This is a genomic window from Actinocorallia longicatena, from assembly GCF_039534125.1.
GTDB classification, from domain to species: Bacteria; Actinomycetota; Actinomycetes; order Streptosporangiales; family Streptosporangiaceae; genus Actinocorallia; species Actinocorallia longicatena.
This window is the reverse complement of record NZ_BAAAUV010000008.1, coordinates 153,992-175,699: the sequence shown is the minus strand read 5'-3', so window position 1 is coordinate 175,699 and position 21,708 is coordinate 153,992. Positions and strand designations below refer to the sequence as shown.

The 21,708-nt window shown below is 70.3% G+C and carries 24 protein-coding genes; 15 read left to right on the top strand and 9 right to left on the bottom strand.

What is annotated here, in order from left to right:
• Nucleotides 1–67: 67 nt before the first annotated feature.
• The 4 genes from lpdA (at nt 68) to ABD785_RS18655 (ending at nt 4,517) form a co-directional block, all read left to right on the top strand.
• Nucleotides 68–1,447, top strand: coding sequence for a dihydrolipoyl dehydrogenase (gene lpdA, locus ABD785_RS18670; protein WP_344829688.1), 1,380 nt, complete (start codon nt 68–70; stop codon nt 1,445–1,447).
• 36 nt (nt 1,448–1,483) lie between these two features.
• The gene (gene sucB, locus ABD785_RS18665; protein ID WP_344829686.1) at nt 1,484–2,929 is read left to right on the top strand and encodes a 2-oxoglutarate dehydrogenase, E2 component, dihydrolipoamide succinyltransferase; all 1,446 of its coding nucleotides are present in this window, start codon (nt 1,484–1,486) and stop codon (nt 2,927–2,929) included.
• Nucleotides 2,930–3,007: 78 nt separating this feature from the next.
• The gene (locus ABD785_RS18660) at nt 3,008–3,898 is read left to right on the top strand and encodes a TIGR01777 family oxidoreductase (protein ID WP_344829682.1); all 891 of its coding nucleotides are present in this window, start codon (nt 3,008–3,010) and stop codon (nt 3,896–3,898) included.
• Nucleotides 3,899–3,932: 34 nt separating this feature from the next.
• Nucleotides 3,933–4,517 carry a hypothetical protein gene (locus ABD785_RS18655; RefSeq protein WP_344829680.1) on the top strand — a complete coding sequence of 195 codons (585 nt, stop codon included), beginning with the start codon at nt 3,933–3,935 and terminating at the stop codon, nt 4,515–4,517.
• A gap of 3 nt (nt 4,518–4,520) precedes the next feature.
• On the opposite strand, the gene ABD785_RS18650 is transcribed toward ABD785_RS18655, so the two are convergent.
• The 3 genes from ABD785_RS18650 to metX are packed head-to-tail and all read right to left on the bottom strand — an operon-like array spanning nt 4,521 to nt 7,559.
• A complete protein-coding gene (locus tag ABD785_RS18650) occupies nt 4,521–5,003 on the bottom strand; it encodes a CoA-binding protein (protein ID WP_344829677.1) in 483 nt (160 codons plus the stop codon).
• Nucleotides 5,000–6,337, bottom strand: coding sequence for an O-acetylhomoserine aminocarboxypropyltransferase/cysteine synthase family protein (locus ABD785_RS18645; protein WP_344829675.1), 1,338 nt, complete (start codon nt 6,335–6,337; stop codon nt 5,000–5,002). Before ABD785_RS18645 ends, ABD785_RS18650 begins: the two co-directional genes overlap by 4 nt.
• 37 nt (nt 6,338–6,374) lie before the next feature.
• Complete coding sequence (metX, locus tag ABD785_RS18640; protein ID WP_344829673.1) at nt 6,375–7,559, bottom strand: homoserine O-acetyltransferase MetX; 1,185 nt, start codon at nt 7,557–7,559, stop codon at nt 6,375–6,377.
• Nucleotides 7,560–7,641: 82 nt separating this feature from the next.
• Between metX and ABD785_RS18635 the strand changes: the two genes are divergently transcribed.
• Both ABD785_RS18635 and ABD785_RS18630 read left to right on the top strand, forming a co-directional pair.
• The gene (locus ABD785_RS18635) at nt 7,642–8,187 is read left to right on the top strand and encodes an OsmC family protein (RefSeq protein WP_344829670.1); all 546 of its coding nucleotides are present in this window, start codon (nt 7,642–7,644) and stop codon (nt 8,185–8,187) included.
• A gap of 3 nt (nt 8,188–8,190) precedes the next feature.
• The gene (locus ABD785_RS18630; RefSeq protein WP_344829668.1) at nt 8,191–9,441 is read left to right on the top strand and encodes a flavin-containing monooxygenase; all 1,251 of its coding nucleotides are present in this window, start codon (nt 8,191–8,193) and stop codon (nt 9,439–9,441) included.
• Between the two features lie 79 nt (nt 9,442–9,520).
• Here ABD785_RS18630 and ABD785_RS18625 read toward each other — a convergent pair whose 3' ends face one another.
• The 3 genes from ABD785_RS18625 to ABD785_RS18615 form a co-directional block, all read right to left on the bottom strand.
• Nucleotides 9,521–10,513 carry a hypothetical protein gene (locus tag ABD785_RS18625; protein ID WP_344829666.1) on the bottom strand — a complete coding sequence of 331 codons (993 nt, stop codon included), beginning with the start codon at nt 10,511–10,513 and terminating at the stop codon, nt 9,521–9,523.
• Nucleotides 10,510–11,010, bottom strand: a complete 501-nt coding sequence (locus tag ABD785_RS18620; RefSeq protein ID WP_344829663.1) for a SigE family RNA polymerase sigma factor — start codon at nt 11,008–11,010, stop codon at nt 10,510–10,512. Before ABD785_RS18620 ends, ABD785_RS18625 begins: the two co-directional genes overlap by 4 nt.
• 62 nt (nt 11,011–11,072) lie before the next feature.
• The gene (locus ABD785_RS18615) at nt 11,073–12,611 is read right to left on the bottom strand and encodes an acyl-CoA synthetase (RefSeq protein WP_344829661.1); all 1,539 of its coding nucleotides are present in this window, start codon (nt 12,609–12,611) and stop codon (nt 11,073–11,075) included.
• Between the two features lie 212 nt (nt 12,612–12,823).
• On the opposite strand from ABD785_RS18615, the gene ABD785_RS18610 reads away from it, so the two are divergent.
• Nucleotides 12,824–13,237, top strand: a complete 414-nt coding sequence (locus ABD785_RS18610; protein ID WP_344829659.1) for a hypothetical protein — start codon at nt 12,824–12,826, stop codon at nt 13,235–13,237.
• 7 nt (nt 13,238–13,244) lie between these two features.
• On the opposite strand, the gene ABD785_RS18605 is transcribed toward ABD785_RS18610, so the two are convergent.
• Nucleotides 13,245–14,405 (bottom strand): serine hydrolase domain-containing protein, encoded by a 1,161-nt coding sequence (locus ABD785_RS18605; protein WP_344829657.1) that lies wholly within the window; start codon nt 14,403–14,405, stop codon nt 13,245–13,247.
• A gap of 124 nt (nt 14,406–14,529) precedes the next feature.
• On the opposite strand from ABD785_RS18605, the gene ABD785_RS18600 reads away from it, so the two are divergent.
• From ABD785_RS18600 to ABD785_RS18590, 3 genes are read left to right on the top strand one after another with little or no spacing between them, the layout of a single operon-like run.
• Nucleotides 14,530–15,870 (top strand): pentapeptide repeat-containing protein, encoded by a 1,341-nt coding sequence (locus ABD785_RS18600; protein WP_344829656.1) that lies wholly within the window; start codon nt 14,530–14,532, stop codon nt 15,868–15,870.
• Nucleotides 15,867–17,207, top strand: a complete 1,341-nt coding sequence (locus ABD785_RS18595) for a UDP binding domain-containing protein (protein WP_344829655.1) — start codon at nt 15,867–15,869, stop codon at nt 17,205–17,207. The genes ABD785_RS18600 and ABD785_RS18595 overlap by 4 nt, the downstream gene beginning before the upstream one ends.
• Nucleotides 17,197–17,790, top strand: a complete 594-nt coding sequence (locus tag ABD785_RS18590; protein WP_344829652.1) for an NUDIX domain-containing protein — start codon at nt 17,197–17,199, stop codon at nt 17,788–17,790. Before ABD785_RS18595 ends, ABD785_RS18590 begins: the two co-directional genes overlap by 11 nt.
• Here ABD785_RS18590 and ABD785_RS18585 read toward each other — a convergent pair.
• Both ABD785_RS18585 and ABD785_RS18580 read right to left on the bottom strand, forming a co-directional pair.
• A complete protein-coding gene (locus ABD785_RS18585; RefSeq protein WP_344829650.1) occupies nt 17,783–18,361 on the bottom strand; it encodes a hypothetical protein in 579 nt (192 codons plus the stop codon). The genes ABD785_RS18590 and ABD785_RS18585 overlap by 8 nt on opposite strands.
• A 295-nt stretch (nt 18,362–18,656) precedes the next feature.
• Entirely contained in the window at nt 18,657–18,779 is a 123-nt protein-coding gene (locus ABD785_RS18580) for a hypothetical protein (protein ID WP_344829647.1), read from the bottom strand.
• A gap of 289 nt (nt 18,780–19,068) precedes the next feature.
• Between ABD785_RS18580 and ABD785_RS18575 the strand changes: the two genes are divergently transcribed.
• The 5 genes from ABD785_RS18575 to ABD785_RS18555 all read left to right on the top strand — a co-directional run bounded on the left by ABD785_RS18575 (nt 19,069) and on the right by ABD785_RS18555 (nt 21,665).
• Nucleotides 19,069–19,368 (top strand): hypothetical protein, encoded by a 300-nt coding sequence (locus ABD785_RS18575; RefSeq protein ID WP_344829645.1) that lies wholly within the window; start codon nt 19,069–19,071, stop codon nt 19,366–19,368.
• The gene (locus tag ABD785_RS18570; RefSeq protein ID WP_344829643.1) at nt 19,365–19,592 is read left to right on the top strand and encodes a hypothetical protein; all 228 of its coding nucleotides are present in this window, start codon (nt 19,365–19,367) and stop codon (nt 19,590–19,592) included. Before ABD785_RS18575 ends, ABD785_RS18570 begins: the two co-directional genes overlap by 4 nt.
• Nucleotides 19,589–20,296: a hypothetical protein gene (locus tag ABD785_RS18565; RefSeq protein ID WP_344829641.1), complete on the top strand. Its 708-nt coding sequence runs from the start codon at nt 19,589–19,591 to the stop codon at nt 20,294–20,296. The genes ABD785_RS18570 and ABD785_RS18565 overlap by 4 nt, the downstream gene beginning before the upstream one ends.
• Entirely contained in the window at nt 20,293–21,105 is an 813-nt protein-coding gene (locus tag ABD785_RS18560) for a DUF2637 domain-containing protein (protein ID WP_344829639.1), read from the top strand. The genes ABD785_RS18565 and ABD785_RS18560 overlap by 4 nt, the downstream gene beginning before the upstream one ends.
• A gap of 371 nt (nt 21,106–21,476) precedes the next feature.
• Nucleotides 21,477–21,665: a hypothetical protein gene (locus ABD785_RS18555; RefSeq protein WP_344829637.1), complete on the top strand. Its 189-nt coding sequence runs from the start codon at nt 21,477–21,479 to the stop codon at nt 21,663–21,665.
• The last annotated feature ends 43 nt before the right edge of the window (nt 21,666–21,708 follow it).

Here is a 21,708-nt window from a genome sequence, read left to right as displayed (position 1 = left end):
TGTCCTACCTGGCATTTCTTCCCCGTCGATGTGGGATAGATCAGCGTAGATCACGTTAGGAGCTCCAGTGGCGAACAAGGGCCCGTACGACCTCGTCGTGCTCGGTGGCGGCAGCGGCGGTTACGCCTGTGCCATCCGTGCCGCCGAGCTGGGCAAGCGCGTCGCTCTGATCGAGAAGGACCCGACCCTCGGCGGGACCTGCCTCAACCGCGGCTGCGTCCCGACCAAGGCGCTGCTGCACGCGGCCGAGGTCGCGGACGAGACCAGGGAAGCCGCCTCCGTCGGCATCAAGGCCACGTTCGAGGGCATCGACGGTCCCGGCGTCCTCGCGTACAAGAACAAGATCGTCACCACGACGGTCAAGGGCCTCACCGGGCTCATCAAGGCCCACGGCATCGACATCGTCGAGGGCTTCGGCCGGGTGGCAGGGCCGAACGCCGTCCAGGTCGGCGACGACGTCTACGAGACCGCCAACATCGTGCTGGCGACCGGCTCGGTGCCCAAGTCCCTGCCGGGCCTGGAGATCGACGGCGACCGGGTCATCTCCTCCGACCACGCGCTCGACATGGACCGCGTCCCGGCCTCCGTGGTGATCCTCGGCGGCGGCGTCATCGGCGTCGAGTTCGCGTCCGTCTGGCGCTCCTTCGGCGCCGAGGTCACGATCGTCGAGGGCCTCCCTCACCTGCTGCCGCTGGAGGAGGAGTCCTCCTCCAAGCGCCTCGAGCGGGCCTTCCGCAAGCGCGGCATCAAGTTCGAGCTCGGCGTCTTCTTCCAGGGCGTCAAGACCACCGACTCCGGTGTGTCGGTCGAGCTGGCCAACGGCAAGACCATCGACGCCGAGCTGCTGCTCGTGGCCGTCGGCCGCGGGCCCGTCTCGCAGGGCCTCGGCTTCGAGGAGGCCGGCGTCCAGGTCGACCGCGGCTACGTGATCGTCAACGAGTACTGCCAGACGGCCGTGCCGAACATCTACGCGGTCGGTGACCTCATCCCGACCCTGCAGCTCGCGCACGTCGGATTCGCCGAGGGCATCCTGGTCGCCGAGAAGATCGCGGGTCTCAACCCGACCCCGATCGACTACGACGGTGTCCCTCGCATCACCTACTCCAACCCCGAGGTCGCCTCCGTCGGCATCACCTCCGCCAAGGCGAAGGAGCTCGGGTTCGAGATCACCGAGGTCACCTACGACCTCGCGGGCAACCCCAAGAGCAAGATCCTGGGGACGCAGGGCGAGGTGAAGATGATCGCGCAGAAGGACGGCCCGATCCTGGGCGTCCACATGGTGGGTGCCCGGATCGGCGAACTGGTCACCGAAGGCCAGCTCCTTTACAACTGGGAGGCCCTCCCCTCCGAGGTCGCGCAGCTCATCCACGCGCACCCCACCCAGTCCGAGGCGCTCGGCGAGGCAGCACTCGCCCTCGCCGGCAAGCCCTTGCACGTCCACGGCTAAGACAACAAGGCCACTAACGAGGAGTCGCTGAGAACCATGCCGGTCTCCGTCACCATGCCCCAGCTCGGCGAGAGCGTCACCGAGGGCACCGTCACCCGCTGGCTCAAGAAGGAGGGTGAGCACGTCGAGGTCGACGAGCCGCTTCTCGAGGTATCGACCGACAAGGTCGACACCGAGATTCCTTCGCCCGCCGCGGGCATCCTGACCAGCATCACCGTCGCCGAAGACGAGACCGTCGAGGTCGGCGCGCAGCTTGCGATCATCTCGGAGGAGGGCGAGGCCCCGGCCGCCGCTCCGGCCAAGGCCGCCGAGCCCGAGCCCAAGGCCGAGGCGGCCCCCGAGCCTCAGCCCGAACCCGAGCCTGAGCCCGCTCCCGCGCCGCAGGCCGCCGCGCCCGCTCCCCCGCAGGCACCGGCTCCGCAGGCCTCCGCTCCGGCTCCGATCTCGTGGCCGCCCGCGGCCCCGAGCGCTCCGCCGGCCGCCCCGGCGGCGGCTCCCGCCGCTCCGGCCGCTCCCGCGGCCGAGCCGGACGGCGCCTACGTGACGCCGCTGGTGCGCAAGCTCGCGGCCGAGCACGGTGTCGACCTCGGTGCGGTCGAGGGCACCGGCGTCGGCGGGCGCATCCGGAAGCAGGACGTCCTGGAGGCCGCCAAGGCCAAGCAGGCCGCCCCGGCTCCGGCCCCGCAGGCACCGGCCCCCGCGGCCGCTCCCGCGGCACCCGCCGCCTCGGCCCCCTCGCTCGTCTCGCCGTCGGCGGGCAAGCGCGGTTCCACCGAGAAGATGTCGCGCCTGCGCCAGACGATCGCCCGCCGCATGGTGGAGTCCCTCCAGGTCTCCGCCCAGCTGACGACCGTCGTCGAGGTCGACGTCACCCGGGTGGCGCGCCTGCGCGACCGCGCCAAGGCCGACTTCCACGCCCGTGAGGGCGTCAAGCTGTCGTTCCTTCCGTTCTTCGCCCTCGCCTCCATCGAGGCCCTGAAGGCGCACCCGACGGTCAACGCGGTCATCGACACCGAGCGCAACGAGGTCACCTACCACGAGGCCGAGCACCTGGGCGTCGCGGTGGACACCGAGAAGGGCCTGCTCGTCCCGGTGATCAAGGACGCCGGTGAGCTGAACCTCGCCGGGATCGCCCGCAAGATCAGTGACCTGGCCGAGCGCACCCGCACGAACAAGGTCTCCCCCGACGAGCTGGGCGGCGGCACCTTCACGCTGACCAACACCGGCAGCCGCGGCGCCCTGTTCGACACCCCGATCATCAACCAGCCCCAGGTCGCCATCCTGGGCACCGGTTCGGTCGTCAAGCGCGCGGTCGTCGTCAACGACCCGTCGCTGGGCGAGGTCATCGCCATCCGGTCGATGGTCTACCTGGCCCTGACCTACGACCACCGCCTCGTCGACGGCGCCGACGCCGCCCGCTTCCTGGGCACCGTCAAGGCCCGTCTCGAGGAGGGCAACTTCGAGGCCGAGCTCGGCCTCTAGTTCTCCGCCGAGAGCCCCCGTCCGGATTCCGGGCGGGGGCTTCCGTCTTGCCGGGGGCCCGTGAACTAGGTTGGGGGGATGAGAGCTGTCGTTGCGGGGGCGTCGGGGCTGATCGGGAACGCGCTGGTGGAGTCGCTGCGCGGGGACGGCTGGGAGGTCGTCCGGCTGGTGCGGCGCGAACCGTCGGCGCCCGACGAGGCCCGCTGGAACCCCGCGACCCGCTCGGTCGACCGCAAGGCCCTGGAGGGCGCGGACGCGGTCGTGAACCTCGCCGGGGCCGGGGTCGGGGACCGTCCCTGGACCAGGGCCTACAAGCAGCGCATCCGCGACAGCAGGATCCTCGGGACCGGCGCGCTCGCCGAGGCCATGGCCTCGCTGAAGGAGCCGCCCGGGGTCTTCGTGTGCGGGTCGGCCGTCGGGTTCTACGGCGACACCGGCGCCGCGGAGGCCACCGAGGACTCCGGCCGCGGCACGGGGTTCCTCGCCGAGCTCGTCGAGGACTGGGAGGCGGCCGCCGCCCCCGCGGCCGAGGCCGGGATCCGGGTGGTGTTCTCCCGCACCGGGATCGTGCTGGCGCCGAAGGGCGGGCTGCTCGGCCGGACCCTCCTGCCGTTCAGGTTCGGGCTGGGCGCCCAGCTCGGCGACGGCCACCAGTGGATGAGCTGGATCAGCCTCGACGACGAGGTCAGGGCGCTGCGCTTCCTCATCGACACCGAGGTCTCCGGCGTGTTCAACCTGACCGCCCCGCACCCGGTCACCAACGGTGAGTTCACCAAGGCGCTCGGCCGCGCCCTGCACCGCCCGGCCCCGTGGTTCGTCCCCGCGGCCGTGCTCAAGCTCGTCCTGCGCGACTTCGCCGAGGAGGGCCCCCTGATCAGCCAGCGGGTCCTCCCCCGGCGGCTCCGCGAGGCGGGCTTCATCTTCACCGACCCCACTCTCGATCCCACCCTGCGCGGGCTTCTCTCCTAGGCATGAAGCCGTGCGATCCGGAATGATCGCGGGCATGTGGAGTGAGATGTCCTTCGAGGACGCCGACGACGAGTTCGGGTTGCAGCGGTTCGAGCACTTCGACGCGGAGTTCGACACGGTGTTCGTGCACCGCGGCGAGCTGCGGGCCGAAGGGGACCTGACGGCGGGGGATCTGCTGCGGGGCCGCGGGCTCGACCCCGGGAACGGCGGCACGGGAGAGCTGGTCCTGCACGTCGTCGCCGGGGATCTCGTCGTCGGCGGGGCCCTGCTCCTGGACGAGGAGGCACCCGAGTGCCTGGGACTGCTCGTCACCGGGAACCTGCGCGCGGCGGTCGTCTCCGTGGACGCGACCCTGCTCTACGTGCACGGAGACGCCGCCGTGTCGCGCCTCATCGACTTCACCACCACCGACGGGACGCTCCAGATCTTCGGCGCGACCGGCTGCCCCCTCCTCCTCCACGCCGACGGCGACCTGTGGGCCGACTCCGACGGCGTGGTGCACTCGTGCAGGTCGGGAGAGCCGGCCCCGGTCGTCGCCGAGGTCATGACGGCGACGGGCGTCGACTCGCGCCTGGCCGTCGAGTTCGCCCGCCTCGGCCGTCCCGTGCTCGCCGGGTAGCACCTACTGGAGGCCGGTGCGGGTCGAGGTGATGCGGTGGGTGTTGAAGCCGAGCCAGTGCATCCGGCCCAGGTAGCGGGCGTGCTCGATCTTCAGGCACAGGTCCATGACCACGGTCGTCCCCGCTTCCTCGGCGATGTCGGCGCCCTCCTGGTCGACGACGCCGAACTGGCACCAGAGCGCGGGCGCCCCGATCGCGACGGTGTCGCGGGCGATGCCGGGCAGCGCGTCGGGGGCCCGGAAGACGTTGACGAGATCGACCGGGACGGGGACGTCGAGCAGCGACGGATAGGACGTCTCACCGAGGATCTCCTTCTCGCGCGGGTTCACCGGGATGACGCGGTAGCCGTGCCGTCTGAGGTAGTAGCCGACGAAGTAGCTGGCCCGCAGCTCGTTGCCCGACAGCCCGACGATCGCGATCGTCCTCGTGGTGTGCAGGACGCGCTGGATCGTCAGCGCGTCCTGGTAGCGGCCGAGATCGCTCATTCTTCCGCCCCTCTCTTGGCCGCCGCCTCGGCGACGTGGTCGAAGCCCTGCTGGAGATCCCAGAGCAGATCGGCGACCGACTCGGTGCCGACCGACAGCCGCACGGTCCCGGGCCCGACGCCGGCCGCGCTCAGCTCCTCCTCGCCGAGCTGGCGGTGGGTCGTGCTGGCCGGATGGATGATCAGGCTCTTGGCGTCCCCGACGTTGGCCAGGTGCGACCAGAGCGTGACGCCCTTGATGAGGTCCTGGCCGGCGTCGCGTCCTCCGGCGCAGTCGAAGGAGAACACCGCGCCCGCCCCGAGCGGCAGGTACTTCTCCACCAGTGGCCGGTAGGGGCTGCCGGGCAGTCCCGGATGCGTCACCTTCGCGACCGAGGCGTGCCCCTGGAGGAACTCGGCGACCGCCAGCGCGTTGGAGACGTGCCGGTCCATCCGGAGCGACAGGGTCTCCAGGCCCTGGAGGAAGAGGAAGGCGTTGAACGGTGACAGCGCCGCCCCGAGGTCGCGGAGCGTCTCGGCGCGCAGCTTCATGAGGTAGCCGTACATGCCGAACGTCTCGTGGAACCTCAGCCCGTGGTAGGCGGGTGAGGGCTCGGCGATCACGGGGAAGCGGCCGTTGGACCAGTCGAAGGTCCCGGCCTCGACGACGACGCCGCCGATGCTCGTCCCGTGGCCGCCGATGAACTTGGTCGCCGAGTGGACGACGATGTCGGCGCCCCACTCGATCGGCCGGCACAGGTAGGGGGTGGCGAAGGTGTTGTCGACGATCAGCGGGATCCCGTGCTCGTGGGCGATGCCCGCGACGGTCTCGATGTCGAGCACGTTCCCCGACGGGTTGCCGATCGTCTCACCGAAGAACGCCTTGGTCTCCGGCCGGACGGCTTCGCGCCAGGCGTCCGGGTCGTCGGGATCGACCCAGGTCAGCCCGACGCTCATCTTGCGGAGCAGATGCTTGAGCTGGTTGACCGTGCCGCCGTACAGCGCCGAGGACGACACGACGTGGTCGCCGGGCTCCAGCAGGGTGAACAGGGCGGCGGCCTGGGCGGCGATCCCGCTGGCGAACGCGACGGCGCCGGTGCCCCCTTCGAGGTTGGCGATCCGCTCCTCGAACACCGCCACGGTCGGGTTCATGATCCGGGAGTAGGTGTTCCCGTACTCCTGGAGGTTGAAGTAGGCGGCGGCCGACTCCGGGTCCTCGAAGACGTAGCTGGTCGTCTGGAAGATCGGCACCGCCCTCGCCCCGGTGTTGGGGTCGGGCCGCTGCCCGGCGTGCAGTTGCCGCGTCTCGAACCCGAAGGATCGGGCCTCCTCGGCGCGGGAGGGTGTTTCGCTCACGGGGCTCTCTTCCTTGCGATGCGGACGGTCTGCGGCCTCAGCCCAGGAACCGGCGGATGAGGGGGGTCTGGCGGGCTTCCTCCAGCAGGAAGCAGTCGTGGCCGTAGGGGGCGTCGATGACGTGCGCCTCGACGGGCTTGCCGAGCGCGCGCAGGGCCTCCTCGATCTCCCGCGACGCCGACGGCGGGTACAGCCAGTCGGAGCTGAAGGAGATCAGCAGCGTCCTGGCCGAGACGCCCGAGAGCGCCCGTTCCAGTGAACCTTCTCCATGCTGCCTGGCGAGGTCGAAATAGGTCAGGGCCCGCGAGGTGTAGAGGTAGGTGTTGGCGTCGAACCGGCGGACGAACGCCGCCGCCTGGTGGTTCAGGTAGCTCTCGACCTCGAACTCCGGCTCGGTCAGGGTGTGCCGGATGGCGTCGGAGGACTGGAGGCGGCGGCCGAACTTCTCCTCCAGGGCGGGCGCCGACAGGTAGGTGACGTGGCCGACCATCCTGGCCACTCCCATGCCGGCGTCGGGGGCGCGGCCCGTCCCGTGGTAGCGGCCGTCCTGCCAGTCCGGGTCGCGCATGATGGCCTCGCGGGCGATGGCGTTCCAGGCGACGCCCTGGGGATGCAGGGCGTGGGTGCTGGCGATCGCGATGACGGCGTCCACCCGGCCGGGATGACGGACCGCCCACTCCAGGGCCTGCATCCCGCCGAGCGAGCCGCCCGCGACGGCCGCGAGGCGCTCCACGCCGAGGGCGTCCAGGAAGGCGCGCTGGACGCCGACCATGTCGGCGACCGTGATCACGGGAAAGTCCGGCCCGTAGGGACGCCCGGTGGCCGGGTCGGGCGAGGACGGCCCGGTCGTGCCGCCGCACCCGCCCAGGAAGTTGGTCGAGACGACGAAGTAGCGGTCGGTGTCGAACGCCTTGCCCGGGCCGATCATGCCGTCCCACCAGCCGAGCCCCCGGGGCCGCCCGGCCGCGCCGAAGCCGTCGCGGGCCGGCTCGGCGGCCGGGGTCCTCGCCACGCCCGCCGCGTGGGCGTCGCCGCTGAGGGCGTGGCAGACGAGGATCACGTTGTCGCGCCCGGCGGCGAGCCTCCCGTAGGTCTCGTAGGCCACCCGGACGCCGGACAGCTCGCGCCCGGAGTCGAGCCGGACGGTCCCCGGAAGATCGAGATGACGGGTCTCGACGATGCCCGCGGACCCCGGCGGCGGTGACGGGACTGACTCCTTCATGAGGACTATGTTGCCCGCCCCGCCAGGTGTATTGTCAATTTTCCTAGTAGGAAATCCCGGCTAAGGACATGAGAGGCATCGCGTGACGACGGTAACCAACGGAGTGAACGTGCAGGCGCTGCTGGACGCGCGGGAGGCGCTCAAGGACGCCCCCGAGGCCGCCCGGTTCACCTGGCGGGCCACGTCGAAGTGGCAGCACGGCGTGCACAGCACCACGAAGATCCAGAACTTCTACGGCCTCGGCCAGGAGCAGACCCACAAGTCCGAGTCGGTCTTCGACGCCGACCACCCGGCCGTCTTCGCCGCCGAGGACAACGGCATCACCCCGATCGAGTACCTGCTCGTCGGCCTCGCGAGCTGCCTGACCGCGGGCGTCGCCTCCGTCGCCCAGAACCGCGGCATCCAGCTGCGCTCGGTCGAGGCGGTCGTCGAGGGCGAGCACGACATCCGGGGCATCCTCGGCGACACCGAGGTCCGCAACGGCTACAACGACATCAAGGTCACCTTCACCATCGACGCCGACGCCTCGCCGCAGGACATCGAGGCCCTCGTCGCCCAGTCCCAGAAGCGCTCCGCGGTCTTCGACGCCCTGACCAACCCCACGAACGTCACCGTCGAGGTCGCCTAGTCCATGACGGTCGAGCACTTCACCACGGTCGTCATCGGCGCCGGGCACGCCGGTCTGGCGGCGAGTCACTTCCTCACCGAGAGGTCGATCGACCATGTCGTGCTCGAACGCGGCGAGATCGCGAACTCCTGGCGGCACGAGCGCTGGGACTCGCTGCGGCTGCTCACGCCCAACCGGCTGAGCGGGCTGCCGGGCCTTCCCTACGACGGCCCCGACCCCGACGGGTACATGACCGCCGGCGAGGTCGCCGGCCTCGTCGAGCGGTTCGCCAAGACGTGCGGAGCGCCCGTCCGGACCGGCGTGGAGGTCACGTCGGTCCGGACGGCGGCCGGCGGCGGCTACGAGATCACCACCTCCGCCGGGACCGTCCGGGCCCGCACCGCCGTCATCGCCAGCGGTGCCTGCAACGTGCCGGTCGTGCCGCCTCAGGCCCGCGACCTGCCCTCCGGCATCGCCCAGCTGACCCCCTTCTCCTACCGCGGCCCGGCCGACCTGCCCGAGGGCGGTGTCCTCGTGGTCGGGGCGTCGGCGACCGGGGTGCAGCTCGCCGCCGAGATCCGCCGAACGGGACGCCCGGTGACCCTCGCGGTCGGCGAGCACGTGCGGCTGCCCCGGCTCTACCGCGGCCGCGACGTCCTGTGGTGGATGGACGCCTCCGGAGTCTGGGACCAGGGCCACGACGAGGTCGACGATCTCGCCCGCGCCCGGAGCCTGCCCTCACCTCAGCTCGCCGGCACTCCCGAGCGGGCCACGCTCGATCTCAACGAGCTCACCGCGGCGGGCGTCGAGACCGTCGGGCGGCTGGCCGGGGTCCGCGACGGCCACGCCCTGTTCTCCGGCGGCCTGCGCAACGTCTTCGCCCTGGCCGACCTCAAACTGGCCCGGCTCCTGGACTCCTTCGACGCGTGGGCCCTGGCCACCGGAATCGACCCCGACCTCCCACCGCCCGAGCGTCCGGCCCCGACCCGGGCCCCGGCCTCGCCGCGGCTGCGCGTCGATCTCGCGGAGTTCCGTTCCGTCCTGTGGGCGACCGGCTTCCGCCCCGACTACTCCTGGCTCGACGTCCCCGTCCTCGACGGGCGGGGCCGCCTCCGGCACGAGGGCGGCGTCGTCACCGCGAGCCCCGGCCTGTACGCCCTGGGCCTGCCGGTCCTCCTCCGCCGCCGCTCCACGTTCCTGTGCGGCATCGAACACGACGCCCGCACGGTCGTCACCCGCCTCGCCGAGGGACTCTCCGCTCAAGGGCCTGTCTGATGAAGGGCGGCCGTGGCGAGCGGCGCCCAGGTGCGCGCCTGGGCGTCGCGCAGTAGGCCGGGCATTCGTCAGACAGGCCCTAAGGAGCGCCCCATTTCCTCTCGGCGCGGGTGAAGGTCTCGTCGGTGACGGTCCTCAGTTGCGCGATCTCGCGGGCGTGGGCGCGCAGGAAGACCGTCAGCCGCCGGGTCTGGAGGGATTCCAGGACGTCCACGACGGGGCGGGCGCAGGCGGCGAAGGCCTCGGCGATCACGCGGACGGCCGGCGCGGTGTCCTCGCCCGGCTTCGCTCGCATGATCAGGCCGTCGACCGGGCCGATGAAGTCGCCGAAGGCCCGGGTGGACGAGGTGAGCGCGATCTTCGCGGCGCCGGGGACACCGCGGTCGAGGGCGCACTGCCGGAACGCGGGGAGCAGCTCGAGGACGCGCGGGTCGGCCGGGTTCACCTGGATGTTCTCCTGCCACCACCGGCTCTGGAGCTTCCGGCCGATGGCGTCGATGGGGGCGAACTCCGCGGCGACCAGCTTGAGGCAGGCGTCGCGGGCCCGCCGGGTCCTCGCGTCGAGGGCCGGGGGCTCCGGCGTCCCCTCACCGACGAACCGGCCCTCCTTCGCGATGCGGCCGAGGTCGGGCATCTCGGTGTTGTCGGCCCGGTCGGCGGGTGAGGGCGCGGGCCGGGGGTCGGGGGGAAGGGTGACGCCCCTGTCCGCGAGGCACTTGTCCCGCATGTGCCCGGACTGGCGGTCGAGGGCGGCGCCGTACCGGTAGCCGTCGGTGTACTGGGGTCCCGTGGCCGGGAGGTAGTAGTGGATCAGCTCGTCGCCGAAGCGGGGCAGCTTCGCCGCGGGGGTGGGCGGCCCGGCGAGCGGGAGCGGGGCGGGGTCGCCGTCGCCGCCGGTCAGGGCGACGGCGGTGCCCGCGACCGTCACGACGGCCGCGGCCGACGCGGCGGCCAGGAGCCGGGAGCGGCGGCGGGCGGCGCGCCGGATCGCGCGGGGGTCGTAGCCGGGCGGCACCGGGGTGTCGGCGAGGGCGCGGACGGCCGCGCGCAGGTCGGTGTCGAAGTCGTTCATCGTCGGCCTCCGGGGACGGCGTCGGGTGCGAGGGCCTCACGGAGCTTGGCGAGGCCGCGGGAGAGCTGCGAGCGGGCCGTCCCCGCCGAGACGCCGAGGGTCGCGGCGATCTGGGTGTCGGCCATGTCGTGGAAGTAGTGCAGGACGACCGCCGTGCGCTGGCCCATCGGCAGCAGGAGCAGCGCCTGGATCAGCTGCGACCGGCTGTCGACCCGGCCGAAGGCGTCGCCGGGGTCGGCGCGGTCGGGCACCGCCCGGACGAGCTCGAGGCGTTTCAGCCGCCGCCAGCGGTCATTGGCCAGATTGACCAGGATCTTCCGCACGTACGCTTCGGGCGAGTCGGCCGCCGACGCCTTCCGCCAGTGGCGGCAGGCCCGTTCCAGGGCTTCCTGGACGAGGTCGTCGGCGGCGTCACGGCTGCCCGTCAGCACGTAGGCCGTGCGGAAGAGCGAAGCCGACCGTTCTCGGACGAAGGCCGCGAAATCCGTTTCACTCACACCCGTCTAGACCGGAGGGGCGTGCGTTTCGCTGCACGCCCCTCCGATCTTTCTCCGGAGGATCAGGCGGTCGCCTCCTTGGCGTACTCGTCGCGCAGGACGCGCTTGAGGAGCTTGCCGGTGGGGTGGCGCGGGAGCTCGTCGCGGAAGTCGACCGTCCTCGGGCACTTGTAGTGGGCCAGGTTCTCGCGGCAGTACGCGATGAGCTCGGCGGCCAGCTCCTCGCCGGCGTCCGCGGGGTCGGCGGGCTGGACGACGGCCTTCACCTGCTCGCCCATCTCCGGGTCGGGGACGCCGAAGACCGCGACGTCGGCGACCTTCGGGTGGACGGCCAGGAGGTTCTCGGCCTCCTGCGGGTAGATGTTCACCCCACCGCTGATGATCATGTGGGAGAGCCGGTCGGTGAGGAACAGGAAGCCGTTCTCGTTGACGTAGCCGACGTCGCCCAGGGTGGTCCAGCCGCGGCCCCCGGGGTCCTGCGCGGACGCGGTCTTGCCGGGGTCGCCGTGGTAGGAGAACTCCGGGCCGTTGCCGAAGTAGAGGGTGCCGACCTCGCCGGTCGGGAGCTCCTCGCCGTCCGGGCCGAGCACGTGGATCTCGCCGAGGATCGGGCGTCCGACGGTGCCCTCGTTGGCGAGCCAGGACGCGCTGTCGGTGTAGACGAAGCAGTTGCCCTCGGTCCCCGCGTAGTACTCGTGCAGGATCGGGCCCCACCACTCGATCATCTGCTTCTTGACCGGGACGGGGCAGGGCGCCGCGGCGTGGACGGCGTGCAGCATGCTCGACACGTCGTAGGAGGCGCGGACCTCCGCGGGCAGCTTGAGCAGCCTGATGAACATGGTCGGCACCCACTGCGAGTGCGTCACCCGGTGCTCCTGGATCGCGGTGAGCACCTGCTCGGCGTCGAACTTCTCGAACACCACGACGGTCGCCCCGGCCCGCTGGAAGCACATCGAGTACCGCAGCGGGGCCGCGTGGTAGAGCGGCGCGGGCGACAGGTAGACCGAGGAGTCGTTCGGCTGGAAGAGCATCTCCAGGAGCTGCGACAGGATGCCGGGGGTGCCCCACGGGGTCTGCGGCAGCGGCGGCTTCACGCCCTTGGGCCGTCCGGTGGTGCCGGAGGAGTAGAGCATGTCCATGCCCTCGATCTGCTCCTCCAGCGGGACGGCCGGAGCCGCCGCGACCGTCTCCTCGTAGGAGTCGAACCCGGCGACGGCCTCGTCGAGCATCAGCCGGACCACGAGCGCGTCGTTGGTGGCCGCGATCTCCCGGGCCACGTCGCGCACGGCGGCCGAGGCGACGAACGCCTTGGCCTCGCAGTTCTCGACGATGTACCCGGCCTCGTCGAAGGTCAGCCGGGTGCTGACGGCCGTGTAGTACAGGCCGGACCGCTGGGCCGCCCACGCCACGGCGAGGAACTCCCACCGGTTCTCCAGCATGAACGCGATGTGGTCGCCGGGCCGCAGCCCCGCCCCGTAGAAGACCTGGGCCAGCCGGTTGGACGCCTCGTCCAGCTCCCGGAACGAGATCCGCTCCCCCGACTCCGCCATGATCACCGCAGGTCTGTCCGGAGCCCGCTCCGCCACCGCCTGAAGATCCACGCCGCCTCCTCGCGCCTCGATACGTCCCCGCATTCTGTAACACCGCCCCCAAGGTAAGGAACCCCTTACCGAATCCGATTCTGTATCGATCCTCACCCTCTGACCGGCGAGGACTCCGCCGCCCCGTCCGCCTCGCCTTCCGCGCCTCCCCGGGGCGCTTGACCCTCCTGGTCCGGGACCGCGACGATGGCCGCTTCCCCCTGGAGGTCCTCATGCGGAACCCCGTGGCTCCCCTGACGCTGGTCCTGGTTCTGTCCTCGGCCGCCTGCGGCGGGGGCGGCCCGTCCGCTCCCGGAGGGCCGCCGGGACCGCAGGGGAGTGCCGGGCCGAGCGCCTCCGGCAAGGCCGACGCCGGGCTCTGCGCGAGCCGTCACGGGCAGGCGCCGCCCGCCGGTGCGGTGTCGGCCGGGAGCGGGGCGGGGCCGGCGCTGGCGGCCTTCGGCAAGGGCGAGATCACCGTCGACGAGGCGATCCGGTACACGCTGAGCGCGATCAGCGGCGAGACGGTCCCGGCCGCCTACCGGCCGTCCGGGGCCGGTGGCGGCGCCATATCCGCCGCGATGGCCCTGCTGCCCTGGGCCTCCCCCGGGACGTGTGACTGGCTGGCCCGTTTCCTTCCCCGGTGAGCGCCGCTCAGGCGGGGAAGGCGGTGGCGGCGTAGCGCCAGAAGTCGTTGAAGTACTCCGACGGGGCGGGGCTCTCGGCGGCCACCTGGGTCATGAGGACGGTGACGGTGCCGGTGGAGGGGATGACGTAGGCGATGGTGCCGGTGCCGCCCACCCAGCCGTAGCGGCCGGGGACGTTCCAGGGATCGCGCATGGCGATGTCGACGGAGCCGCCGAAGCCCCAGCTCTGGCCGTCGAGGAAGAGGGCGCCCGCACCACGCTGCGCGGGGCCGAGACGATCGGTGGTCATGAGCCGGACCGACTCCGGTGACAGGACGCGGCGGCCGCCGCCGGAGACGCCGCCCGCCAGCAGCATCCGGCAGAAGGCCAGCCAGTCGTCGGCCGTGCCGAGCAGCCCGCCCGCGCCGCTCTCCAGCGGCGGCGCGTCGCTCCACGCCCCGCCGGCGGGATCGGCGAGTTCGAGCTCCCCTTCGGCGGTCCCCCGGTAGTAGCTCGTCATCCGCCCGGCCTGCCCCGGCCTGATCACGAAACCACTGTCCACCATCCCGAGCGGCTCGAAGATCCGCTCCGCCAGGAACTCGCCGAACGACCGCCCCGACGCCCGCGCGACCAGCACCCCCAGCAGGTCATAGGACGTGTTGTACAGGTACCGCTCCCCCGGCTGGTACAGCAGCGGAATCCGGGCCAGCTCCGCGACCCACTCCTCGGCGGGCAGAAACCCCTGCGGCTCCCGGCCGTCCCGCTGCACCCGCTCCGACAGCGCCACGACGGCCGGCTCGGAGAACCCGCTCGAGAACCCGTACCCGCACGTCGAGGTCAGCAGATGTTCCACCGTGACCGGCCGCACCGCGGCCACCACATCGTCGAGCGGCGCCCCCGGCACCCGCACCACCATCGGCTCCGCCAGCTCGGGCAGCCACCGGGCGACCGGCTCCCCGAGCCCCGCCACCCCGTCCTCGACCAGCATCATCGCCGCCGCAGCGGTCACCATCTTCGTGATCGAAGCCACCCGGAAGACCGCGTCCCGCCGCATCACCGCCCCGTCCTCCAGCCGCGCCACTCCCACCGCGGCGACCTCGGCCCGCCCACCCCGGGCCACCAGCCCCACCGCCCCCGGCAGCACCCCGCTCTCGACGTACTTCCCCAGCACCTCGCGAAGGTTCGTCATCCCCCCATCCTGCAACCCCCCACCGACAGAACCACCTCGCCTCCTCCGTCGGTCCCGTTCCGGCCGCACGATCGACAATCTTCATGGAACTTCGGCGTGTTACCTTCCTGAAATCGGGTCTGGGGTGGTCAGAGTGCATCGTTGCGGTGGAGTTCTCGCAGACGGACGGCAATGCAGCAGACGGGCTCGCCAGGATGCGGATTTCTGCTGGCAGCATCGCGCCTCGCCGGGATTCAGGGAAGAGTTCGCCCAGGCACCGGCAGCGGAGAAGGCCCGAATCCTCGCCCACGCCATTGCCGGCAACGGCGGTCCCGGCGGCCTGGACCTCTCCTCCCAGACACTCAGCGATCTGGACCTCTCGAAGAGAACCGTCGCGGACATCGAGCCCGAACATTCCGGTCCGAAAATCTGGTTGACGTCCAGATTCGACAGCACAGGGCTGAACCTCATAGGCGCTGATCTCCATCAGGCCTCATTGGTCCGGACGAATCTGCAGTTCGCCAGAATGCAGCTCGCCAACTGCTCGGGCGCAGATCTCTACGGCGCCGACCTGCATAAGGCAGATCTTTATCGTGCCAATCTACAGGACACCATCTGCTACAAGGCGAATCTAAGCGGAGCGAAGCTCGAACGCGCAGACCTCTCCCGCGCGGACCTCCGCCTGGCCGACCTGAGCGGAGCCAATCTCCTGCGCGCCAAGCTGGACGGGACACTCCTGACGCGCAGTTCGATCGGTTCGCAATTGATCCAGGAGAATCGCAGGTCGTACACCACCTACGTCTACGACGACCGCAGGCTGGGCGACTTCGCACTGGCATGCCGGCCCGCTCCTCCGATTTCGCGTCTGCATCTCTATCCACTCGCCGGAGAGGAGTGGCAGTACGACGATATCGAACTCGAAGTATGCGCCAACCACATTAGAGCGCGTTTCGTCGAGGCGCGTGACGTCTACCTGTCCCTGCAAGCCTGCTTCGCCCAGCAGAGCCTGACAGAGGACGAGAGGTGGGCGCACTACAACGCCCGGAGAATGCAACGGCGTTCGTATTTTCCCACCCAGGCCAGGCATTGCTACCCGCAGAAATGGCCGCAGCGGTCCAGCCTCCTCTCTCCGCGTATCTGGATGTCAACGCTCCGCTTTCTCAGAAAGTGGAGCACCCAGGTCATCTACGAGGCCACCACCGGGTACGGCGAGCGCCCCGGCAGGTCCCTCGTGTGTCTGCTCGCGGGGTTCGCCTGCTTCACCATCCTCATCTTCGCCTTCGCGGACCTCGGACGCGGCACGGGACAGGTGGGGTGGAGAGACGCGACGCTCTTCAGCATCGGATCGATGACGGGCCTCGGGTTCAACGATCTCAACCCGGTCAATTCCGTGGGCAAGTTCCTCGCGGGCATCGAGTCCGCCTTCGGAATCTCTTTCTTCGCGCTCTACATGTTCACGCTCGGAAATCGGATGGGAAAGGGGTGACCGTGGAGATCGGGTTGCGCGCGGCACTGCTGGCTGGACGGACCAGGCTATCGGTCTGGGGTGGTGGCTACATAGGGCTCAGCACCGCCATCAACTACGCGTCGCACGGCGTAAGGTGCCGTGTCCACGACATCGACCCGGCCCGCGTGGAGGAGATACGCGCGGGCCGTTCAGGACTTCCCCTGTTCGAGGAGTGGATCGGAATCCCCCTGGCTCCACTGGTGCGCGCCGGACTGATCGAAGCTACGACGGAGACGGTCGAGGAATCTCGGGCAGTGCACGTCCTGGCCGTTCCGACCGAGCGGGACGGCGCTCCGTGGGCGGAACCTCTCGATACCGTCGCCGCGCATGTCATGCGCACCGATCCCGCGCTGTGCGTCATCGAGAGCACGGCGACTCCGGGCACCTGCGACGCGCTGGCCGACGTCCATCCGGGAATCCCCCTGGTGGTGGCACCGCGCCGGGACTGGTTCCTCGGCGAGGCCCGGCGCACGCGAGAACTGCCTCGTGTCCACGCGGCCCTGCGGGAGGATCTGTCGGACGCGGCCGAAGATGTCCTCTCCATAGTGTCGGACCATCTGCTGCGAGCGTCATCGTGCGGAGTCGCCGAATTGACCAAGTGCCTGGAGAACGGGCTCCATCACATGGCGGCGCTCTACGCGACACAGATCGCGCGCGCTTTTCCCGGTCACGACGTGAACGAGGCCTTCGCCCTGGCCTCGAGCCACTGGCGCGTGCAGAACACCTACTTCGCCTCCGCCGGGACCGGCGGCCACTGCCTTCCGGTGGCGACACGGCATCTGCTCGAGGCCGGCGACGCGACCGTGCTCACCCTCCTGGCCGAGGGCTGGAAGTTCGAGGCGGATCAACGCGATTACGTCGCGGCCCTTCTCTCCGGGGAGGCTTCCGGCGCGGTCGGAATCCTCGGGCTCTCCTACCGCGCCGACATACCGACGACGACCTTGTCGCCATTCCTCGACGTCGCCGACCGGATAGCGGGCCTCGGCAGGGCCGTCCTCGTGCACGATCCCTACTGCGGAGAATCGATAGCGCAGGATCACCCCGCACTCGGCCAAGGCGATTTCCATGAGATTCTGCGCTCTTGCGGACGGATTTTCCTCGGTGCTCCCCACAGGTTGTACCGGAGCCTCACGGCCGAGGATGTAGTAATGTTCATGCGGCCCGGCCAGGTGGTGCTCGACAATGAGGGCGGCTGGAGTCACCTGCGTGCGGCCTTCGAAAGTGCAGGCGTCCTGTACCGGCGCATCGGCGACGCCGGCTGGTCGGAACCCGTGCCGACCAGCCTCTCCTGGAGCCCTTTCCACGATGGAAGATGAAAAGGCGGCCGATCAGCCGCTGCGTTTCCTGTCCTCACGCATCGTCTATCAGAACCCCTGGCTGCGGCTACGTGAGGACCTGGTGCGGCGCGGTGACGCGCAGGAGCCCTATAGCGTCGTCGAACGCGCGGACAGCGCTCTTGTGATCCCCTGGAGCGAACGCGAGAACACGGTGCTGCTCAAGCAGCACAGGTATCCGACCCAGAAGCACTCGTGGGAGTTTCCGGGCGGCGCCGTGGCCTCGGGCGAGACGGCCGGAGAAGCCGCGGCCCGGGAGCTGTGCGAGGAGACCGGCATCATCGCGGACGAGCTCGAGGAGATCGGCGTCTTCCACCCGGTTCCGGCGCTGTCGCACCAGAGCACCACGGTCTTTCTCGCTCGCATCACCGATGATCGTCTGCGTCACTCCGCGAAGACGATGAGGGTGGACGACATCATCGAGATGGCCATCGTCCCGTACGGGGCGGTCCAGGAGATGGTGCGAACGCGCACCATCACCGACGGGCTCACTCTGGCGGGTCTCGCCCTGCTCGAGTCGGTTCGCGGCCTTGCGGCATCTGGAGGACCGGCGGGTCTCAGCTGAGGGCGGAGACCGCCCATGACAGGGTGATCGCCAGCAGGCCGATGCCCGAGAAGCCGCTGGCCATGACCGCGAGCTGGGCCCAGAAGGAGGTTGCGTCGACCCCGCTGCCGAAACTGGCCAGGCTCTTCCAGGACAGGAACAGGTAGTTCCACCACCGGTGCCCGGCCTCTGACCCGAACTCCTCGTCCGCCGTGAGCGTGGTGACCGCGCGGAAGAAGGAGCCGAAGATGAAGATGATCGTGGTGGTCTGGATGGCGAGGGACCACAGCGCGGTGATCCTGTCGGCCACCGTGACCCGTCCGCCCATGATTTCGAAAACGATCCCGATGATCTCGGCCCAGCGGACGACGCACAGCAGCACCAGAAGCACCGAGACGCCCCACACGTCGCCCCAGAAGGTGGCAGCGTAGACGAAGGAGATCAGGCCGAGGCTGGAGAGCATGTAAATCTCCGTGGCGAACCCGCTGGCGCCGCTCTTGATCACCACCCACTCGCCCGGCATCCCCTTGAGCAGCACCTTGTAGACCCTGACGAGATACGGCACGAGCGTGCTGTCATGGCTCCTCGGCATCAGCCCTCCACGCCACCCCGGGAAGGAATTACTGCCCCAAAACCCTACATTTCAGCTTCTCCCCCAGGTGACTCTTCCCTTGCCACGCGAAAGGCCGCCGCGGAACCGGAGAGGTCCCGCGACGGCCCGAGGCCACCCTGGTCAGACGTCGAAGTACAGCTCGAACTCCTGATAGGGGTTCGACGACCTGCGGCTACTCCCCCGATCGGCCTTCTGACCTGGGGCTTTACCTTCACCCATCTTCACCTCTCTTGATGCCGTTTCCCCTCCCTAACGGAACAGAGACAGAACAGGCTCAGTCTTCAGCGGCCCTAGGCCGGCCACCTTTCCGCGCCCGACGCTCCTCGGTCTCGCGTTCGGCCTCCTCGAGGACGGCCAGTTCCTCGTCGGTGCCGTGCTCACGGACGATGGTCCGCATGTGCTCGACGAGATCTTCCGATCTGCTGCGGCCGAAGGTTCGGCGGCAGACCGTTTCATAGGTGGCCCAGAGGCCGTCAGAGGCCCGGAGTCGCCGGATCGGCGTGTGGTCAGCGGTCACGGGAGTACTCCAATCGTGTGGCTACACGGAATCTTCGCACACCCTCTTGCGTGGCTACACGGTTTCTCCTTACTGTGTAGCCACAAGGTATTAAGGCGGAGCAGCAAGCGGCCCCGGTCGGTGCTACCAACACCGGATCCGGGGCCTTGATCGGAAGAGAGTCCGACCCATGAACAACCCTATGACGGGCGACAGAGAAGTCGCTCCCGTTGCACCCCTGACCGCTGAAGAGCGGGAGTGGGCGAAGCGGGCCGCGGCCCGGATGGAACGGATCGTCAGGCTGGGGATCGATCCGCACGGCCCGGAGGGGCGCGGCCTGGTCTACGACCTGATGGATGCCTGGTACGTCGACCTCATCGACTACGCGGCGTTCTGTGACGGCTTGCGGGCGCTGGTCGACGGCCGGTGGCGCGAGGTGGCGGCGGCCCTGGCGGCGGCCGGTTTCGTCCGGGCGGAGGTGGCCCGATGAGCGATCTCCTGGACACGACGATGCGTCTGCTGAAGACGCGGATCCTGCCGCACGGCCCCGAGAACGTCGCGGCGTTCTTCGTGCTGCTCGACGCGATCGCCGAGGGCACGGTGACCGGCGAGGAGGAGATGCGGCGCCACATGCAGTTCCTGGTGGACGGGGACTGGCGGGCGTTCGAGACGTCCCTGGCGGCCCTGGCGGCCGGGGCGGGGGCGGACTGGTGAGCATCGAACGTGACGCCCTGGCGGCGATCCTCGAGGCCCTGGCAATCCCGCACGCGGCGACCTGTGGCGAGGAGGAGAAGCGGGCCGTCATCCTGGCGGAGCGGATCCGGCACGCCACGGTCTTCCTGGAGGACCTGTTGAGCGAGCGGCCGATCGCGCCGGCCGAATGGGCGCTGGAGTACTTCCGGTCCAAGCTCGCCGAGCACCCGGCCGAGGGCTACGTCACCAGCGAGCAGGCGCGCGCCCGGGTCGCCGAGGGCGCCACCTGGATGGAGGCTGTCCGGCCGGTCGAGGCCGAGGAGAACACCTGCCGGAAGGCGTTCACCCCGACCGAGGCCGAGTCCATCGCCAGGGCTCGCGAGGAGTGGCTGGTGCCGCTGGCCGAGCAGGCCAAGGCGCACGGCCAGACCGCGCCGGGCAGGCCGAACGCTTCAGCAAAGTTTGCTGAAGCGTCACCCGCTCCCGTCCGGCCCGCCGCCGACCAGCAGACCCGCAAGCTGGCCGCGAACGGCACCGGCTACTCCCCCACCACCCTGGCCAAGGTCCGGGCGGTCGAGTTCGTCCACCTGATCCTCGTCCCCGTCGACGGCCCTGCCGGTCCGCAGTGCGGCGGCACCGGCCGGGCGGTGATGCGGCGCGAGGAAGTCACGTGCCCGGACTGCCGGGCGATCGTCGGCGGCGCGGTCGAGGGGGTCCGGTCGTGACGAAGGTGGACTGGATCATCCGGGCCATCACCGCGGCGGCCGTCGCCCTGCTCGGCGTCGCCGCGGCGATCGTCAGCTTCCGGCACGCGTTCGCGGTCGTGGTCGCGCACGGCGAGGACGGCCTCACCGCGGTCATCACCCCGCTGACGGTCGACGGCATGGTCTTGGTGGCCGCCCTGGTCATCCTGGACGCTGCGCGCCGCGGCCTTCCGGCGCCTGCTCTGGCGGTCGTCACGCTCGCTGCGGGCATCGCGGCGACGCTGGGCATCAACGCCTTGTACGGCATCTCCCACGGCCTGCTCGGCGCGGTCGTGGCCGCGTGGCCCGCCCTCGCGCTGGTCCTGTCGACCGAGCTCCTGATGGGCCTGATCCGGCGCGGCCACCGTGGGCGCGCGGACGTGGCTGCTCTCCGTTCAGAACCAGCGCTCAAAAGCGCCTCCCCGGGGGCGGGATTGAACGCCGGGGAGCTGCGTGGTGATGAGCACCATGCAGGTTCTGTGGTCTCGGACGCCCTGGTCAAGAACCTGCGTGACGATGAGCGTCATGCAGGTGCAGTGACCAGGCCCGTCTCGGGAGAGACGCGCCGGGCCGGTGTACCTGACCGTGAGGTACGCGTACCCGTGCCGGATCCGCATCAGGTGCGGGCGGTCGCGGAGTTCGCCGAGGAGCTGGCGCGCGGTGAGGTCCCGTCCCTGCGGCAGATCAAGCTGCGGATGCGGATGGGCCAGCCGAGGGCGTCGCAGGTGCGGGACTACCTGGCGCACCTGGTGAGCTCGAACCACGCGGGGGGTGCGCCTGTTCCTGACTGATCCCGTCCGGCATCATCCGGCGGCGGCCCGTCCCAGCCTGACGCGCGCACGGCTGCGCGTGGAAGGCGCGCGACACAGCTTGTGATCTTCCTGCGACGGGTGCAACGGCCCGCTGCGACGAGGGGCGCCACAGCAGGTGCAACGCACCGTGGCGCCCCTTCGTGCTGGGCAGGAACCCCCAGGCCCCCGCACGGGTGCGACGAACGGAATTCACGGGGCGATCGCCCATGCGTCCCGGCCGTCCAGAAGTTTCATGGCGAGGCCGCGAACGCTCCGCGGCGTCCGTGACGATCCACCTGTAGAGGCCTCGGACGAGGTCTTGGGAAATGAGCCAGGACGGGCCGATTACGTCGACCCGAACAGGGGCCCAAATGGACCAGGCAGTCATGATCGTGATCCTTCTCGCCCTCATCGGAGGACTGGTCAACGTCCTCCTCGACCGTGACGCCCGGACCGATCTCGGCAGCAAGGCGATCCTTCTCTTCGCCGTGGGGTTCGCCGGAACCCTCGCGGTTGAGCGCGAGGCGCTGGAGGTCGTCCAGGTGCTGCTCATGATCTGACGCATCCGCCAATGTGCAACGCCCCGCCGGTCACGGGAGGACC

Coding starts and splice junctions, on each gene's coding strand:
- ABD785_RS18650 (WP_344829677.1), bottom strand. CDS start 5,003: ATGAGCGATCTCGGCCGCTACCAGGACGCGCTGACGATCCAGCGCGTC.
- ABD785_RS18585 (WP_344829650.1), bottom strand. CDS start 18,361: ATGCCGAGGAGCCATGACAGCACGCTCGTGCCGTATCTCGTCAGGGTC.
- ABD785_RS18605 (WP_344829657.1), bottom strand. CDS start 14,405: ATGACGAACCTTCGCGAGGTGCTGGGGAAGTACGTCGAGAGCGGGGTG.
- ABD785_RS18625 (WP_344829666.1), bottom strand. CDS start 10,513: ATGAACGACTTCGACACCGACCTGCGCGCGGCCGTCCGCGCCCTCGCC.
- ABD785_RS18570 (WP_344829643.1), top strand. CDS start 19,365: ATGAGCGATCTCCTGGACACGACGATGCGTCTGCTGAAGACGCGGATC.
- ABD785_RS18555 (WP_344829637.1), top strand. CDS start 21,477: ATGGACCAGGCAGTCATGATCGTGATCCTTCTCGCCCTCATCGGAGGA.
- ABD785_RS18575 (WP_344829645.1), top strand. CDS start 19,069: ATGAACAACCCTATGACGGGCGACAGAGAAGTCGCTCCCGTTGCACCC.
- ABD785_RS18630 (WP_344829668.1), top strand. CDS start 8,191: ATGACGGTCGAGCACTTCACCACGGTCGTCATCGGCGCCGGGCACGCC.
- metX (WP_344829673.1), bottom strand. CDS start 7,559: ATGAAGGAGTCAGTCCCGTCACCGCCGCCGGGGTCCGCGGGCATCGTC.
- ABD785_RS18660 (WP_344829682.1), top strand. CDS start 3,008: ATGAGAGCTGTCGTTGCGGGGGCGTCGGGGCTGATCGGGAACGCGCTG.
- ABD785_RS18610 (WP_344829659.1), top strand. CDS start 12,824: ATGCGGAACCCCGTGGCTCCCCTGACGCTGGTCCTGGTTCTGTCCTCG.
- ABD785_RS18590 (WP_344829652.1), top strand. CDS start 17,197: ATGGAAGATGAAAAGGCGGCCGATCAGCCGCTGCGTTTCCTGTCCTCA.
- sucB (WP_344829686.1), top strand. CDS start 1,484: ATGCCGGTCTCCGTCACCATGCCCCAGCTCGGCGAGAGCGTCACCGAG.
- ABD785_RS18580 (WP_344829647.1), bottom strand. CDS start 18,779: ATGCGGACCATCGTCCGTGAGCACGGCACCGACGAGGAACTGGCCGTC.
- ABD785_RS18655 (WP_344829680.1), top strand. CDS start 3,933: ATGTGGAGTGAGATGTCCTTCGAGGACGCCGACGACGAGTTCGGGTTG.